Source organism: Nonomuraea sp. NPDC052116 (genome assembly GCF_040680035.1).
In the GTDB taxonomy this organism is placed as follows: Bacteria; Actinomycetota; Actinomycetes; order Streptosporangiales; family Streptosporangiaceae; genus Nonomuraea; species Nonomuraea angiospora_A.
Map to the genome: position 1 here is coordinate 480,495 of NZ_JBFAWA010000001.1, position 13,619 is coordinate 494,113.

The window sequence follows — 13,619 nt, forward strand, 5'->3', positions numbered from 1 at the left end:
GCAGTCCGGGTGTGACCCCGGACGGCCGTCGGGTCGCCTACCCCGCCCAGGCAGGCAGGGGGAGGCGGGGCGCGGACAGGGGGCGCATGGCGATGCGGAGCAGGGCCAGCGCGTTGTCGTCGCCCGCGATGCGGTTGGCGCTGAGCTCGTCACAGGACTGGCAGTGGTGGATGATCAGCCACTCACCGTCCGGCCGGACGGTGATGCTCAGCGCCGCCATCCTGCCCCGGCAGGCCGCGCGGCGATCCCCCGGGATCCGGTGGTCGACGTGCAGGCTCGTCAGGCAGTGCGGGCAGTGGTTACGGTGGGCGGTGCCCGGCGCGATCATCGGGACGTCCAGCCTGCAGGAGACACAGCGGAACGCGTCCGGGTGATGCGCCTTCTTGCGTTGCCGGGCCCTGTCCCGGGCCGGATTCCTCCTGGGCATGTCACAGACCGCCGAACGCCTCGAGCGGGAACGGCGGCTGCGCCAGCGGCCGTACGGCCATGCGCATGAGGATGAGCTGGTTGTCGTCCCCGCAGATGGGGTTGGACGTCAGCTCACCGCACCGGGTGCAGCGATGGATGAGCATCCAGTCGCCGGTGCGCAGGACCGCGATCGAGATCGGGATCATCCGCGCCCCGCACTCCGAGGGGCCGCCTTCGGCACGGTCGAGCACGTGCTGCGAGTGCAGGCAACTCGGACAGTGGTTGCGGCGGGTGCCGTCCGGTGCGGTCACGGCCACGGTCAGGCCGCAGCGCACGCACGGGAAGGTGTCGGTGTTCACGATGGAACGAGGTTTGCCGTTGGTGGACAACCTGGGTACTCCTTGCCGGAATGACTTTGTCGAAAGGCAGCAAGAGAGCGCCGAGCGAGCCTCGCGGTGTATGCGGGCATGCTGGTGCGGCAGGCGGTCCGGCCTGTCAGGGGTGGTGTTTCAGAGGCAGGATCCGCCCACGGCACGACGAGGCGCGCAAGGCGCGGTGCCAGGCATTAATCCACCCCTCCCCAGATCACGAGTTCCATCGTCAGGACATCAGGGAGATTAGCGGGGCGAGTCCGGCGGCCGCCAATGGTTTTCCTGGCCGCCTGGTTTTCCTGGCCATCGACCGAACGATCTTCTAGGTTCGGACGTATGGGCATCGGGACCACCGAGGAACACCAGGCGCTGGCCGACTCCGCACGGGGGCTCGCCACGCGCACGACCGAGCACGCGGCCCTGGCGGGGCAGGGGATTCTGGGGCTGCATCTGCCCGAGGAGGGCGGCGGGCAGGGGTACGGGCTGCTGGAGTTGTGCGTCGCGCTGGAGGCGCTGGGTGAGCGGCGGGTCCCGGGCCCGTACCTGCCGACCGTCCTGACCTCGGCCGCGCTCACCTGGCCCGGACCAGCCCACCCGACCGCGCTCCCTGAGCCGGAAGCGGCCCACCCGGCCGGAGCCGCTGTGGTCGCCGGGCCGGGGGTGGGCCGGTCGTCCGCAGTCGGCGCGTCGCTGATCGCGGGGCTCGCCGACGGGTCAATGACCGCCGCCGTCGCGTTCCCCGCCGAGGGTGGCGATCCGGGACGCGTCCTGGCGCTGGGCTCTCCGGAGGCCGACCTCTTCCTCGTGGCGGTGGACGGCCGGGGATGGGCTGTGCTCGACCGTGCCGACGTCGTCGCCGAGCCCGCCGACGGCGTCGACCCCGACCGGCCGCTCTGCTCCGTCACCGCACGTACCGTGCCCGCCGACCGGATCCTCGGCGAGGTGCCGGTACGGGAGCTCGCCGCCGTACTGCTCGGGGCGGACGCGTGCGGCGTGGCGGCGTGGGCTGTGCGGACGGCGGCCGAGTACGCCAAGGTACGCGAGCAGTTCGGGCGGCCGATCGGGCAGTTCCAAGGGGTCAAGCACCGGGTGGCCGCCGCGCTCGTGACCCTCGAACAGGCACGCGCCGCCGTATGGGACGCCGCCAGGGCCCTGGACGCCGTACCCGGGGGCGGACCTGGGGGCGAGATCCGGGCGGAGGACGCCACCGGAGGCGGGCTCGGGGACAAGGCCCGGGCGGAGGACGTCACCGAAGGCGGGCTCGGGGGCGAGGCCCGGCTGGCGGTGGCGGTGGCCGGGGTGCTGGGGACCGAGGCGGCCGTGCGGTGCGCGGCGGATGCGATCCAGGTGCTCGGCGGCATCGGCTACACCTTCGAGCACGACGCCCACCGCTACTACCGCCGGGCCCTGTCCGACCGCATGCTGGCCGGCGATCCGGGACCGTGGGCCGAGGAGGTGGCCGGGCTGGCGGTGGCCGGGGTTCGGCGGACGATGGAGCCGGACCTGCCCGAGGAGGCGGCCGCCGTCCGGGACGCCATCAGGGCGGAGGCCGGGTCGCTGCGGGCCGAGGAGCCGCTGGCCCGGCTGGGCAGGTTCGCGAGGGAGGGGTGGATCATGCCGTACCTGCCCAGGCCCTGGGGCAGGGACGCCTCGCCGCTGGAGCAGGTGATCATCCACCAGGAGTTCCGCGACCTCAAACGGCCGAACCTGGGCATCGCGGCCTGGGCCGTCCCCTCCATCGTCCGGTACGGCACGCGGGAGCAGCAGGAGCGGTTCCTGCCGAGGACGTTCACCGGGGAGATCGTGTGGTGCCAGCTGTTCAGCGAGCCCGGCGCCGGGTCCGACCTGGCCGGGCTGGCGACGAAGGCCACGAGGGTGGAGGGCGGCTGGTCGCTGACGGGTCAGAAGATCTGGACATCCCTCGCGCAGTTCGCCCATTGGGGCATCTGCCTTGCCCGGACTTCTCCCGAAAAAGCGAAACATAACGGGATCACGTACTTCCTGGTGGACATGGCGTCCCCGGGGGTCACCGTCAGGCCGCTCAAGGAGATCAACGGGGACGAGGTGTTCAACGAGGTCTTCCTCGACGACGTCTTCGTACCGGACGACCTGGTCGTCGGCGCGGTGGACGAGGGCTGGCGGGTGGCCCGCGACACGCTCTCCCACGAACGCGTCGCGCTCGGCGACTCCTGGGGCCCCGGCTCGCAGCACACCGACATGGCCGAGCTGATCGCGACGCTGCCCCCGCTCCGGCAGTCGCAACGCGAGCAGGCCGGTCGGCTGTGGGCCGAGGGCCAGGCCATCTCGGCACTCGGCCTGCGCGTGACGCTCTCCAAGCTGTCCGGCGCGGACGCCGCGACCGCGTCCAGCGTGCGGAAGTTGCTCGGCATGCGGCACGCTCAGGCGATCTCGGAGTTCTGCTGGTCGCTGGCCCCGGCGAGCCGCCGCTGGAACCGCATGATCCTCGCGACGCGGGCGTTCACGATCGGCGGCGGCACCACGGAGGTGCAGCTCAACATCATCGCCGAACGCGCCCTCGGTCTGCCGCGCGACCCGTGATCAGCTCTTGGGGTAGTACGGCGCCGCCAGGTGCGCGTACACGATCGTGTTGTCCCGGTAGCTGTGCGCCTGCCGGTCGAACGTCCCGCCGCAGGTCACCAGCCGCAGCCCGGGATAGGCGAGCTTGCCGTACACCTTCTTGACGGGGAAGCTGCGCTTCGGCGTGTGCTCGACCTTGTCGACGACGAACACGGCCACCGAGCGGTCGGCACGCAGCACCTGCACCTGGTCGCCGCGCTTGACGTTCTTGAGGTTGGCGAAGACGGCGGGGCCGGACCTGGTGTCCAGGTGGCCGGTGATCACGGCGGCGCCCCGCTGGCCGGGTACGGGGCCGTAGCGGTACCAGCCGGCCAGGTCCGGAGGGTCGAACGGCGGGTTCTCGATGGCGCCCGCCGCGTCCAGGCCCAGCTCCATGAGCGAGGCGGCCACGCCGATGGACGGGATGTAGACGGCGGTCGGCTTGGCGGCCCGCATGGGCGCGGCCACCTTGCCGAGCGGCAGGCCGGTGACCGGGGCCGCGCCCTCGACGGGTCCGCGCCGCGTGGCGGCGACGGGCTCCGGCTCGGGCTCCCCACCCACGATGCCGCTCAGCCCGAGCCCGACCAGCAACGCCCCGGCCAACGACACCGCACCGGCCACGATCAGCATTCCCCGCTGCCCGGACCTCCGGCCACCGCCCAGGTCCCGCCCCTCACCAGGCTCCCGACTCATGCGTGACTCCCGACCTCAGCGGCCACCCGGCCCGCCACCTGCCTGCTTCCGGCCCCTGCGCGATACCTGGTCCTCAGCCGAGCCCCAACGCTCGACTGGGTACCGGCGCGCGGTAGAGTCCCGGCGCGCGGTGGGCTCTCGACGCGCGGATGGGTCCCGACGCGCGGATGGGTCCCGGCTCGGGGTTTTCGCTGCGGCCAAGCTAGGCGACACCTCTGCGGCGTCGTACCGCGGCTCCGGCCAGCCCCGCGCCCGTCAGCAGCGCCACCCCACCCAGCGCGAACGGCCATATCGGGTCGTCCGGGACGAGCCCGCCGCCACCGGTCTCCGGATGCCCCCTCGGCACCCGGTGCTGGTCCTCGGCAGCGGGCCGCCACGGCTGGGCGGACTCCTCCGGCCCCGGCCAGGATTCGCCGGGACCGGGCTCGGCGGAGGGCGGCGGGCTCGGCTCCTCAGGCTCGGGTTCGGGCTGCTCGTCGCAGAGCAGCGGCAGTGGAAGCAGGCAGGTGGGCAGATCGACAGGTAGGTCGACGGGCAGGTCGGGACCGGTGCGGGCGGAGGCGTGGGACGGGCCCGCCGCCAGGGTCACTCCTCCGACCACGAAGACGGCCACCAGCGCCGCGAGATGTCGCGCTTTTGCCATGAGAGAAGGCTCCAGAATCAGTTGTCGCCCCCGATACACAAGAGAGCCTTGCGAATTATTAGATAACGAGTCAAGTAATGTGATCGAAGTGAAACCAGCCAGACACGGAGGGTTTAAGCACGTCCCAATGTGGCAGGAAATAACCGCATAAAGGGGGACAAATGCCATGAGCAATCCACAGCAGCCCGAGATTCGCAGATCAGGCAAATCGCCCACCGAGTTCAAGTCCACCCACCTCGTCTCCGACAAGCAGCGCGGCGCCAGGCGCGCCGACCACCCGCACTCCACGGACAAGGGCAACAAGGGGGGCGGCAAGGGCGGAGGCGTGCCTCCCGACCAGCGCTCGCCGTACCCGGGGTGAGCCGAGGTGAAAGGCAGCCTGCAGTTCATCGGCAACGCGACCACGCTGATCCGCTACAACGGCCTCACGCTGCTGACCGATCCCAACTTCCTGCACCGGGGCCAGCGCGCGTACCTGGGCTACGGCCTGTCCTCACGCCGCCTCATCGACCCGGCCCTGGAGATCGAGGACCTGCCGCCACTCGACGGGGTGGTGCTGTCGCACCTGCCCGGTGACCACTGGGACCGGGTCGCCCGCAGGAAACTGGACAAGGGCACGGTGATCGTCACGACGACCGCGGCGGCCCGCAGACTCCGGCTCCAGGGCTTCCGCCGCAGCGTGGGGCTGGAGGAATGGCACACGCACGAGCTACGCGGCCCGCACGGCACGGTCACGATCACCGCCCTGCCCGCCAAGCACGCGCCGGGCCCGGCCGAGGCGCTGCTGCCGCCCGTGATCGGCACGATGCTGGAGTTCCGCAACCTGGACGAACGGCTGGAGCTGACCGTGCACATCAGCGGCGACACGCTGCTCGACCGCCGCCTGGACGCGATCCCGCGCCGCTTCCCCGACATCGACCTGGCCATCGTGCACCTGGGCGGCACCCGGCTGCTCGGCCTCCTGCTCGTCACGATGGACGGCGAGCAGGGCGCGTCGTGGTGCGACCTGATCAACCCGCACGCGGTCGTACCGGTGCACTACGACGACTACGCCGCCTTCAGCTCACCGCTGGAGGACTTCCGCCACCACATCCAGCAGAACGGCCTGGCCGACCGGGTGGTCTACATGCGGCGAGGCGAGATCCGCGAACTCGCCCCGCACCACCTCGTCCGCTAGTCGGCGTTCCGGGCCCGGCTCGGCTGGACGCGCATGGGCTCGCCCGGCATCTTCGGATAGTTGGGCGGGTACGGCATGTCGCCCCGGTCGTCCTTGGCGTAGAGCTCCAGCAGCGGCTCGATCGAGTACGCCACGTCGTCGATGGCCGCGTGCACGTCGCCCACCTCGGCGAACCGGGCCGGCACCGTACGGATGTCGAAGTCACGCGGGTCGGCGTCGACCAGCTCGTCCCAGGTCAGCGGGGCCGAGACGGGGGCGTGCGGCTGGGCCCTGACGGAGTAGGCGCTGGCGATCGTACGGTCCCGGGCGTTCTGGTTGAAGTCGATGAACACCCGCTCCCCGCGCTCCTCCTTCCACCACGCCGTGGTCACCAGCCCCGGCTCCCGGTCCTCGACGGCCCTGGCCAGGGCGATGCCGGCGTGACGTACCTGGATGAAGTCCCAGCGCGGCTCGATGCGCACGGCGATGTGCACGCCGCGGTTGCCCGACGTCTTCACGAACCCGGTCATCCCCAGCTCCCCCAGCACCTCCCTGGTGAGCAGCGCGGCCTTGCGGGCGGCGTCGAAGTCCAGGCCCGGCTGCGGGTCCAGATCGACGCGCAGCTCGTCGGGATGCTCGACGTCGGAGGCCCGCACCTGCCAGGGGTGGAAGTCGATGGTGCCGAGGTTCGCGCCGTAGGCGATGGCCGCCACCTCGGTGACCCGCAGCGACTGCGCCGTACGGCCGCTCGGGAACCGCACGGTCACCGACTGGAGCCAGTCGGGGTGCTTGGGCGGCATCCGCTTCTGATAGATCGCCTCGGTCTGTACGCCGTCGGGGTGGCGCTTGAGGTTGGTGGGCCGGTCCTTGAGCGCGCGCAGGGCGCCCTCGCCGACACTCACGTAGTACTCGACCAGCTCCCGCTTGGTGGCGCCGATCTCCGGGAAATAGACCTTGTCGGGGTTGGTGACCTTGACGGTCCGCTCCCCCACCTGCAGCTCGATGTACGGCGATGCCATGCACCGAACATACTCTCCACTCGTGGAGGGAGCGCGCCACGGCCGAGGTGGGCCCGTCCCGGAGCCGCCTCGGTGGCGGGACCGAGGGCTCGACGGGACGGGCCGCTAGATCACCCGCCGCCGTTCCGGGCGCTGGCGCGCCACCCGGCCGGCCGTGGCGATCCCCAGCGGCTCCAGCACGGGCGTGGGCTGTGCCGCCTGGCGGGATCTGCGGATGATCTCACCCCTGACAGGAGGCGATGACACCCCCTTGCCTACAAAGACGCGAATTCACCCCAGAACAGATGCTTCAGCCTGCGAAGATCTCTTTTTGCCTGATCTCTCATCGCCTCCGATCTCGTACGCTGGACGCATGGAGAAGGTGGTCAAGAGCGAGGCCGAGTGGCGGGTCCAGCTCTCGCCTGAGGAGTTCCACGTCCTCAGGGAGGCCGGGACCGAGCGCCCGTTCACGGGCGAATACGTGGAGACCAAAGCGGAGGGCGTCTACTCGTGCCGCGCGTGCGGGGCGGAGCTGTTCCGGTCGGACACGAAGTTCGAGTCGCACTGCGGGTGGCCGAGCTTCTTCGCGCCGGGCGACTCCGACGCGGTCCGGCTGATCGAGGATCACAGCCATGGAATGGTGCGTACGGAGGTGCGGTGCGCGCGGTGCGACTCGCATCTGGGGCACGTGTTCCACGGAGAGGGATATCCCACTCCGACCGACGATCGTTACTGCATCAACTCGATCTCCCTTAGGCTTGAACCCAAGGGGTGATCGGCCAGCGACAGCGCGTACTGATCACCTGCCTCGGGTAGGAGTTTTGTGTGCGCTTTGTCCATCTGCGCCATCGCTGGGTGACAATTGAGGCCATCGGGCGGGTCGTGACGCAACGGTGTGAGGTGTGCGCCAAGACCCGCGTCCGGGTCCGTTAGTCAGGGGCGGGGTGGGTGACGCGACAGCTGGGGTCGGACGGGCCGAGGATGTTGGCGAGCACGGGATTGCCGTTCTCGCCGAACTCTGCCTGTACGAAGACGACCGGATGGGCCACTCCCCGCGCGCGCAGGTAAGCGAGCCCGCGCTCGCACAGCGTGATCGCCTGGGACGAGTTCCCCGCCGTTTCCGGTAGATCCGTGTAAATGCGCAAATATCCGCCGACCGTGCGGATGTCCTTGAGGCGTTTCAACGCCTTGTCGTCCGGGCCCCAGTGCGTACGGAAATACTCGGCCGCCTGCTGATCGGTGTGCCGCGACGGGCCGTTCGCCTTGTACCCCTCCGCCTCGCCGGGGTCGGGACCGCCCGCCAACAGGTCCTCCGCGTCGGTGGTGCCCGGCACCAGCCCCTGCTCGACCGTACCGGGAGAGACCGCACCCGGGCTCGGAGCGGCCTGGGACGGCGACTTCGGCAGCGCACGCGTCCTGACCTCCGCGCTCACCCCCGCGCTGGTGGTGCCGCCGCCCCTTCCGGGCAGCGCCGCGGAGCCGTTCTCCGGCTCCACCCGGGCCTGCGGCGCCGATCGCGCCTGCTGGGACGAGGCGGCGGTCAGCGCCCCGCCGAAGGTCCCGTTCGCGCCGAGCACCGCGGCCACGCCGCCGGCCAGCGCCACGGCCCCGACCGCGCCGACCACCCACCGCCGGCCCCGACTGCGCCGCCGCGAGCGCGTCGCCGCATGACGGCCGGCCCCGCGCCGCCGGCTCCCCCGTTTTCCCGATCCACCCATCACCCCGCCCTCCCCGCCACCGTGGGACGCCGCCATCAAGCGCCCGGAGCGCCTTGGAACGTGCCACCGCAAGCCGCCCGTACGAACAGAGGATTTCCCTGATTGTGACAAAGCGGATAGATCAAGTCGCCTGGATCGCCAACTTCGGCCTCGCTCTTTCTGCCGTTATCCGGACAGCCCTGGGGGCATCAGGGAAGAGCAGGGACAGTCCAGGCCGCAGGAGGGGCAGGGGGTGGGCCCGTGGCTGAGGCGACCGGCAGGGTGGCGTTGGTGACGGGGGCCGGCAGCGGAATCGGCGCGGCCACCGCACGGCTTCTGGCCGAGCGAGGGATGCGCGTGGTGGTCAACTACCTCCGCAGTGCCGGGGCGGCCGAGGAGGTCGTGGCCGGCATCGAGGCCGCAGGCGGCCGGGCCATGGCCGCGCAGGCCGACGTACGGGAGGCGACGGCGGTCGGGCGCATGGTCCGGCAGGCCGAGGCGGCATGGGGCGGCATCGACGTGCTCGTGCACAACGCGCTCACCCCATATGTGATCAAGCCTTTCCAGGACATGACATGGGAGGAACTGGGCGGGAAGCTCGACGACGAGATGCGTGCGGCGTTCACGGTCACCAAGGCCGTCCTGCCCGCCATGACCGAACAGAGCTGGGGACGCATCATCTATCTCGGCACCGGCCTCAGCCGCCGGCCCCGGGAGGGCATGGTCGCGCTGGGCACGGCCAAGGCGGCACTGGCGCAGTTCGCCCGCTACCTCGCCCAGGAGCTGGGCCCGCGGGGCATCACGGTCAACGTCGTCGAGCCCGGCCCGGTCGCGGGCACCCGGATGGCGAACGTGCTCGACGAGGAGCTCGTACGGCGGCAGGTGGCCGCCACCCCGCTGGGCCGCCTGGCGGACCCGGGCGACGTCGCCCAAGTGGTCGCCTTCTACGCCGGCGAGGACAACGCCTTCATGACCGGCACCACGGCCGCGGTCAACGGCGGGATGGCCATGTACTGATGTACACGATCGATCTCGCCTACGTCGGGCGCGGCCTGCACGAGGAACTGGTCGCCTACATCGCCGACCAGCAGGGCTACTACGCCGACGAGGGCGTCCACGTCGCGCTGCGCGACGGCTGCTCCTGGGACGAGGAGCGGCTGCGCCACGTCGCCACCATCGGGCTCGGCCGGGCGCTGCTGTCCCGGCTGGCCGACGGCGTGCCCTGGGTCGCGCTGAACGTCAACACCCACCGCCCGCTGTTCTGGTTCCTCGCCCGCGCCGGTCTGACCTCCCTGGCCGATCTGGCCGGTCGGCGGGTCGCGGTGCACGCCCCGCAGACCGCACCGGGGTGCTTCGCCCGGATCGTGCTGCGCCGGGCCGGCCTCGACCCGGATCTCGACATCCGCGCCGTCGTCCGCCAGCCCGGCGACTACGGCATGGACCTGCGCCGGCTGCACGCGGGCAGGATCGACGCCGCCCTGGTCGGCAGCACCATGGCACCGGAGGCGGTGGCCGCCGAGAACGGCTGGCGGGTGCCGGCCTGGGTCGGCGACCACTTCCAGATCCCCACCGTCGGGGTGGCCGTCGATCCCACCCACATCCCTCCGGACGACCCCGCGGTCCAGGCCGTCGTACGGGCCCACCGGCGCGCCCTGCGGGTGATCCACGACGACCCCGACACCGCGGTGCGGCACATCCGGACGTTCCTCGGCCGGCACACCGCGGACGAGGCCCGAGCCCACTACGAGACGTTCATCGCCCCGTATTTCACCACCGAGGGCCAAGCCGACCTCGCCGTCGGCGCCGCCGCGATCACCGCGGTCGCCGCCGAGCTCGGCGTCCCCGCCACCCTCACCGCGGCCGAGTTCTACCGCACCGCGACCACCGCACCCTAGGGCAGGGCCGCGATCAGCTCCCGCACCGGCTTGCGGGCGCCCGTGTAGAACGGGATCTCCACGCGCGTGTGGCGGCGGGCCTGGGCGCCCCGCAGCGTACGCATCAGGTCGACGATCCTGTGCAGCTCGTCGGCCTCGAACGCCAGCATCCACTCGTAGTCGTTGAGCGAGAAGCACGCCACCGTGTTGGCCCGCACGTCGGGATAGTCGCGCGCCATCCTGCCGTGCTCGGCCAGCATGGCCCGGCGCTCGGAGTCCTCGAGCAGATACCACTCGTACGACCGCACGAACGGATAGACGCTCACGTAGGCCCGCGGCTCCTCCTCCGCGAGGAAGGCCGGGATGTGCGACTTGTTGAACTCGGCCGGCCGGTGCAACGCCATGGCCGACCAGACGGGCCTGCTGTGGCGGCCCAGCTCGGTGCGCCGGAACCTGGAGTAGACGTCCTGCAGGTCCTCGGCGGTGGGCGCGTGCCACCAGAACATGAAGTCGGCGTCGGCCCGCAGCCCGGCCACGTCGTAGACCCCCCTGGTCACGACGCCCTTGCCGGCGGCCTGGTCCAGCAGCTCCTCGACCTCACCCGCCAGGCCCTCGCGGTCGGCGGGACACGGCTCGGTCACCTGGAAGACCGACCACATCGTGTAACGGATCACCTGGTTGAGATCGCGGGCCTTGGGCCGCGGGGCTGCCTCTGTCATAGCCTCTATTGTCCTCTCAGGGACAGGTGGTCCAGAATCCGGGCCGCGGCCGTACGCGCCGTGCCGATGCAGGCCGGAATGCCGATCCCGTCGTACGCGGCGCCGCAGACGGCCAGCCCGGGCTGCACGGCCACCGCCGCGCGCACCCTGGCCACCCGGTCGAGGTGACCCACGTTGTACTGCGGCAGCGCGCCGCCCCAGCGCGTGACCCGGGTGTCCAGCGGCAGCCCGCTGGTGCCCATCACCTCCGCCATCTCGGCGGCGGCCAGTGACACCAGCTCGGTGTCGTCCCGCTGGAGCAGGTGCTCCTCGCCGACCCTGCCGATCGAGCAGCGCAGGATCACCATGTCCTTGGTCAGGTGCGGCCACTTGACCGAGCTGAACGTGACCGCCTTGACCGCCCGGCCCTCCACGGGCGGCACCAGGTAGCCGCTGGAGGAAGGCGGCTCGGGGAAGGCGTCGATCGGGTAGGCGAGCGTGACGATGGCCATGCTGGCGTACTCGATCCTGGCCAGCTCGCTCGCCGCCTTGGGCACCTCGGCCTTGAGCAGCCGGGAGGCCGCGGGCCCCGGCGTGGCCACGATCACCGCGTCCGCCTCGACGACCTCGGGCCTCGGGACCGGGCCGGTGACCAGCTGCCATCCGTCGCCGGTCCTGCGCAGCTCGCGTACGGTGACGCCGGTCCTGATGTCCGCGCCCGACGCCTTGGCGACCGCCTCCGCGAGGCTGCCGACGCCGTTCTTGAGGGTCGTGAAGACCGGCCCGGCGTCCTTCGGCGCCTCCTCGACGAGCTGCCTGGCCCCGGTCAGCAGCGAGCGCTCGGAGCGTGCCACCGCCGCCACCCGCGGCATCGTGGCCTCCAGCGACAACATGTCGGACCGGCCCGCGTAGACGCCGCCGAGCAGCGGCTCGACCAGCCGCTCCACGACCTCGGCGCCCATCCTGGCCCGGATGTACGCGGCCACGGACACGTCGGTGCGGACGAGCGTCGCCGGCAGGATCTGGTCGAGCGGCACGCGCAGCAGGCCGCCGGGCGAGACGATGCCGGACTTGGCCAGCTCGGTCAGGTCGGCGGGCACGCCCATGACCTGGCCCTTCGGCATCGGCCGCAGCGTGCCCCTGCTGTAGATGGCCGAGCCGGCGGCGCCTGGGAAGACCAGCTCGTCGCCGAGCCCCACCGCTCCGGCCAGCTCCTTGCCCTCGGGCCGCCTGGCCAGCATGGCCTCCGCGCCCGCGTCCACGCTCACCCCGGCGACCTCCGAGGCGTACAGCTTGCCGCCGATGCGCGAGGCGCCCTCCAGCACGGTCACCTTGACCCGCTCGCCCCCGCTCTGGCGGAGATACCACGCGGCGGCGAGACCCGAGATCCCCCCGCCGATGACGACCACGTGGGCCCGATTCCCTTCCACGCCTCCTGACGCTACCGCCTCAGCGCCCTGCCTCCATAAACGCAGTGACCTTAACGTGATTCATCCCGTCAAACCGGGGCTATCCGGCGTCCGTCTTATGGGCATGAGGAGAATCCGGTACGGAATCGCACTCGCGACCGCCTGCTCAGCCTTACTCCTGGCCGGCTGCGGCAGCGGCAGCAGCCCGAACGTCCTCACCAGCGACGCGGGCGGCGAGGCGGCCGCACCGGCCGCGGCCTCCGCGGCGTCGGGTCAGGCACAGGAGCAGGACGTCGGCAAGCAGCCGAGACCCCAGCGCAACGACGACGGCGGCCTGGTCTCGAATGTCAAGCTCACCCAGCAGGACCGCCAGGTCATCTACACCGGCAGCATGACCGTGCGGGCCAAGCAGGTCACCGCCGCCGTGCAGCAGGCCAAGCAGATCGTGACGTCGGCGGGCGGCTACCTGTCCAAGGAGGAGACCAGCTCGGCCAGTGACAGCGAGGACACGGCCATGCTGGAGTTCAAGGTCCCGCCGGACAAGTACGCCGAGGTGCTCGGCCGGCTCGGCAAGGACCTGGGCAAGCAGCTGTCCATGAACCAGGGCACCCAGGACGTCACCATGCAGATGGCCGACGTCAACAGCCGGCTCAAGTCGGCGCAGCAGTCGCTGGACTCGCTGCGTACGCTGCTGAAGAAGGCCGACACGATCGGGCAGGTCCTGCAGGTGGAGCGGGAGATCTCCACGCGCGAGGCCGACCTGGAGTCGCTGCAGGCGCAGCAGAAGGAGCTGACCACGCAGGTCGCCATGGCCACGCTGACGCTCCGGCTGGTCGGGCCGGTCACCGAGGTCCAGGATCCCGAGGAGGAGCCCGCGGGCTTCCTGGGCGGGCTGAAGGCGGGCTGGAAGGCGCTGGTGTCGTTCACGAAGATCGCGCTGACGGTGCTCGGCGCGCTGCTGCCGTGGCTGATCGCGTCGCTGCCCCTGATCGCGCTGGTGATCTACCTGGCGCGGCGCAATCGCGTCAGGCGTCCCACCGTCCCCACGCCTCCGCCGGGCCCCGGCCCCGGCCCCGAGACGGCCTGACCGCCCAG

The 13,619-nt window shown here is 71.4% G+C and carries 16 protein-coding genes; 7 read left to right on the forward strand and 9 right to left on the reverse strand.

Translation table 11 applies throughout. The features are described 5' to 3' along the window. Window positions 1-37 precede the first annotated feature (37 nt). Window positions 38-427 (reverse strand): RNHCP domain-containing protein, encoded by a 390-nt coding sequence (locus AB0L65_RS02215; protein ID WP_350722725.1) that lies wholly within the window; start codon window positions 425-427, stop codon window positions 38-40. Between the two features lies 1 nt (window position 428). Then, a complete protein-coding gene (locus AB0L65_RS02220; protein ID WP_364239529.1) occupies window positions 429-767 on the reverse strand; it encodes an RNHCP domain-containing protein in 339 nt (112 codons plus the stop codon). A 348-nt stretch (window positions 768-1,115) separates the two neighbouring features. On the opposite strand from AB0L65_RS02220, the gene AB0L65_RS02225 reads away from it, so the two are divergent. Further along, window positions 1,116-3,338 carry an acyl-CoA dehydrogenase gene (locus AB0L65_RS02225; protein WP_364239530.1) on the forward strand — a complete coding sequence of 741 codons (2,223 nt, stop codon included), beginning with the start codon at window positions 1,116-1,118 and terminating at the stop codon, window positions 3,336-3,338. Here the strand turns inward: AB0L65_RS02225 and AB0L65_RS02230 are convergent, their stop codons facing one another. Both AB0L65_RS02230 and AB0L65_RS02235 read right to left on the reverse strand, forming a co-directional pair. Further along, window positions 3,339-4,049, reverse strand: coding sequence for a class F sortase (locus AB0L65_RS02230; protein WP_364239532.1), 711 nt, complete (start codon window positions 4,047-4,049; stop codon window positions 3,339-3,341). A 202-nt stretch (window positions 4,050-4,251) separates the two neighbouring features. Beyond that, a complete protein-coding gene (locus tag AB0L65_RS02235; RefSeq protein WP_364239534.1) occupies window positions 4,252-4,692 on the reverse strand; it encodes a hypothetical protein in 441 nt (146 codons plus the stop codon). A gap of 166 nt (window positions 4,693-4,858) precedes the next feature. Here AB0L65_RS02235 and AB0L65_RS02240 point away from each other — a divergent pair, with 166 nt between their 5' ends. Both AB0L65_RS02240 and AB0L65_RS02245 read left to right on the forward strand, forming a co-directional pair. Then, window positions 4,859-5,053, forward strand: a complete 195-nt coding sequence (locus AB0L65_RS02240; protein WP_364239536.1) for a hypothetical protein — start codon at window positions 4,859-4,861, stop codon at window positions 5,051-5,053. A 6-nt stretch (window positions 5,054-5,059) separates the two neighbouring features. Then, on the forward strand, window positions 5,060-5,869 hold the full coding sequence (locus tag AB0L65_RS02245; protein ID WP_364239538.1) for an MBL fold metallo-hydrolase: 810 nt from the start codon (window positions 5,060-5,062) through the stop codon (window positions 5,867-5,869). Here the strand turns inward: AB0L65_RS02245 and ligD are convergent. After that, window positions 5,866-6,867, reverse strand: a complete 1,002-nt coding sequence (ligD, locus tag AB0L65_RS02250; RefSeq protein WP_364239539.1) for a non-homologous end-joining DNA ligase — start codon at window positions 6,865-6,867, stop codon at window positions 5,866-5,868. The genes AB0L65_RS02245 and ligD overlap by 4 nt on opposite strands. 105 nt (window positions 6,868-6,972) lie before the next feature. Next, window positions 6,973-7,113 (reverse strand): hypothetical protein, encoded by a 141-nt coding sequence (locus AB0L65_RS02255; RefSeq protein ID WP_350722739.1) that lies wholly within the window; start codon window positions 7,111-7,113, stop codon window positions 6,973-6,975. 106 nt (window positions 7,114-7,219) lie between these two features. On the opposite strand from AB0L65_RS02255, the gene msrB reads away from it, so the two are divergent. Continuing rightward, window positions 7,220-7,621, forward strand: coding sequence for a peptide-methionine (R)-S-oxide reductase MsrB (gene msrB, locus AB0L65_RS02260; RefSeq protein WP_364239541.1), 402 nt, complete (start codon window positions 7,220-7,222; stop codon window positions 7,619-7,621). 154 nt (window positions 7,622-7,775) lie between these two features. On the opposite strand, the gene AB0L65_RS02265 is transcribed toward msrB, so the two are convergent. After that, the gene (locus AB0L65_RS02265) at window positions 7,776-8,471 is read right to left on the reverse strand and encodes a hypothetical protein (protein WP_364239543.1); all 696 of its coding nucleotides are present in this window, start codon (window positions 8,469-8,471) and stop codon (window positions 7,776-7,778) included. A gap of 333 nt (window positions 8,472-8,804) precedes the next feature. Between AB0L65_RS02265 and AB0L65_RS02270 the strand changes: the two genes are divergently transcribed. Then, window positions 8,805-9,560: an SDR family oxidoreductase gene (locus tag AB0L65_RS02270; RefSeq protein ID WP_364239545.1), complete on the forward strand. Its 756-nt coding sequence runs from the start codon at window positions 8,805-8,807 to the stop codon at window positions 9,558-9,560. After that, entirely contained in the window at window positions 9,560-10,438 is an 879-nt protein-coding gene (locus AB0L65_RS02275; protein ID WP_364239547.1) for an ABC transporter substrate-binding protein, read from the forward strand. The genes AB0L65_RS02270 and AB0L65_RS02275 overlap by 1 nt, the downstream gene beginning before the upstream one ends. Here the strand turns inward: AB0L65_RS02275 and hemQ are convergent. Next, complete coding sequence (gene hemQ / locus AB0L65_RS02280) at window positions 10,435-11,136, reverse strand: hydrogen peroxide-dependent heme synthase (protein ID WP_350722748.1); 702 nt, start codon at window positions 11,134-11,136, stop codon at window positions 10,435-10,437. The two genes, AB0L65_RS02275 and hemQ, sit on opposite strands and share 4 nt — an antisense overlap. A gap of 5 nt (window positions 11,137-11,141) precedes the next feature. Beyond that, window positions 11,142-12,545, reverse strand: coding sequence for a protoporphyrinogen oxidase (gene hemG, locus AB0L65_RS02285; RefSeq protein WP_364239549.1), 1,404 nt, complete (start codon window positions 12,543-12,545; stop codon window positions 11,142-11,144). A 103-nt stretch (window positions 12,546-12,648) separates the two neighbouring features. Between hemG and AB0L65_RS02290 the strand changes: the two genes are divergently transcribed. Then, window positions 12,649-13,611 (forward strand): DUF4349 domain-containing protein, encoded by a 963-nt coding sequence (locus tag AB0L65_RS02290; protein WP_364239551.1) that lies wholly within the window; start codon window positions 12,649-12,651, stop codon window positions 13,609-13,611. Window positions 13,612-13,619: the final 8 nt, after the last annotated feature.

What these genes read in the sequence shown, in the direction of transcription:
- msrB (WP_364239541.1), top strand. Translation starts at nt 7,220, where the DNA reads ATGGAGAAGGTGGTCAAGAGCGAGGCCGAGTGGCGGGTCCAGCTCTCG.
- AB0L65_RS02215 (WP_350722725.1), bottom strand. Translation starts at nt 427, where the DNA reads ATGCCCAGGAGGAATCCGGCCCGGGACAGGGCCCGGCAACGCAAGAAG.
- AB0L65_RS02240 (WP_364239536.1), top strand. Translation starts at nt 4,859, where the DNA reads ATGAGCAATCCACAGCAGCCCGAGATTCGCAGATCAGGCAAATCGCCC.
- AB0L65_RS02230 (WP_364239532.1), bottom strand. Translation starts at nt 4,049, where the DNA reads ATGAGTCGGGAGCCTGGTGAGGGGCGGGACCTGGGCGGTGGCCGGAGG.
- ligD (WP_364239539.1), bottom strand. Translation starts at nt 6,867, where the DNA reads ATGGCATCGCCGTACATCGAGCTGCAGGTGGGGGAGCGGACCGTCAAG.
- AB0L65_RS02290 (WP_364239551.1), top strand. Translation starts at nt 12,649, where the DNA reads ATGAGGAGAATCCGGTACGGAATCGCACTCGCGACCGCCTGCTCAGCC.
- hemQ (WP_350722748.1), bottom strand. Translation starts at nt 11,136, where the DNA reads ATGACAGAGGCAGCCCCGCGGCCCAAGGCCCGCGATCTCAACCAGGTG.
- AB0L65_RS02225 (WP_364239530.1), top strand. Translation starts at nt 1,116, where the DNA reads ATGGGCATCGGGACCACCGAGGAACACCAGGCGCTGGCCGACTCCGCA.
- AB0L65_RS02235 (WP_364239534.1), bottom strand. Translation starts at nt 4,692, where the DNA reads ATGGCAAAAGCGCGACATCTCGCGGCGCTGGTGGCCGTCTTCGTGGTC.
- AB0L65_RS02275 (WP_364239547.1), top strand. Translation starts at nt 9,560, where the DNA reads ATGTACACGATCGATCTCGCCTACGTCGGGCGCGGCCTGCACGAGGAA.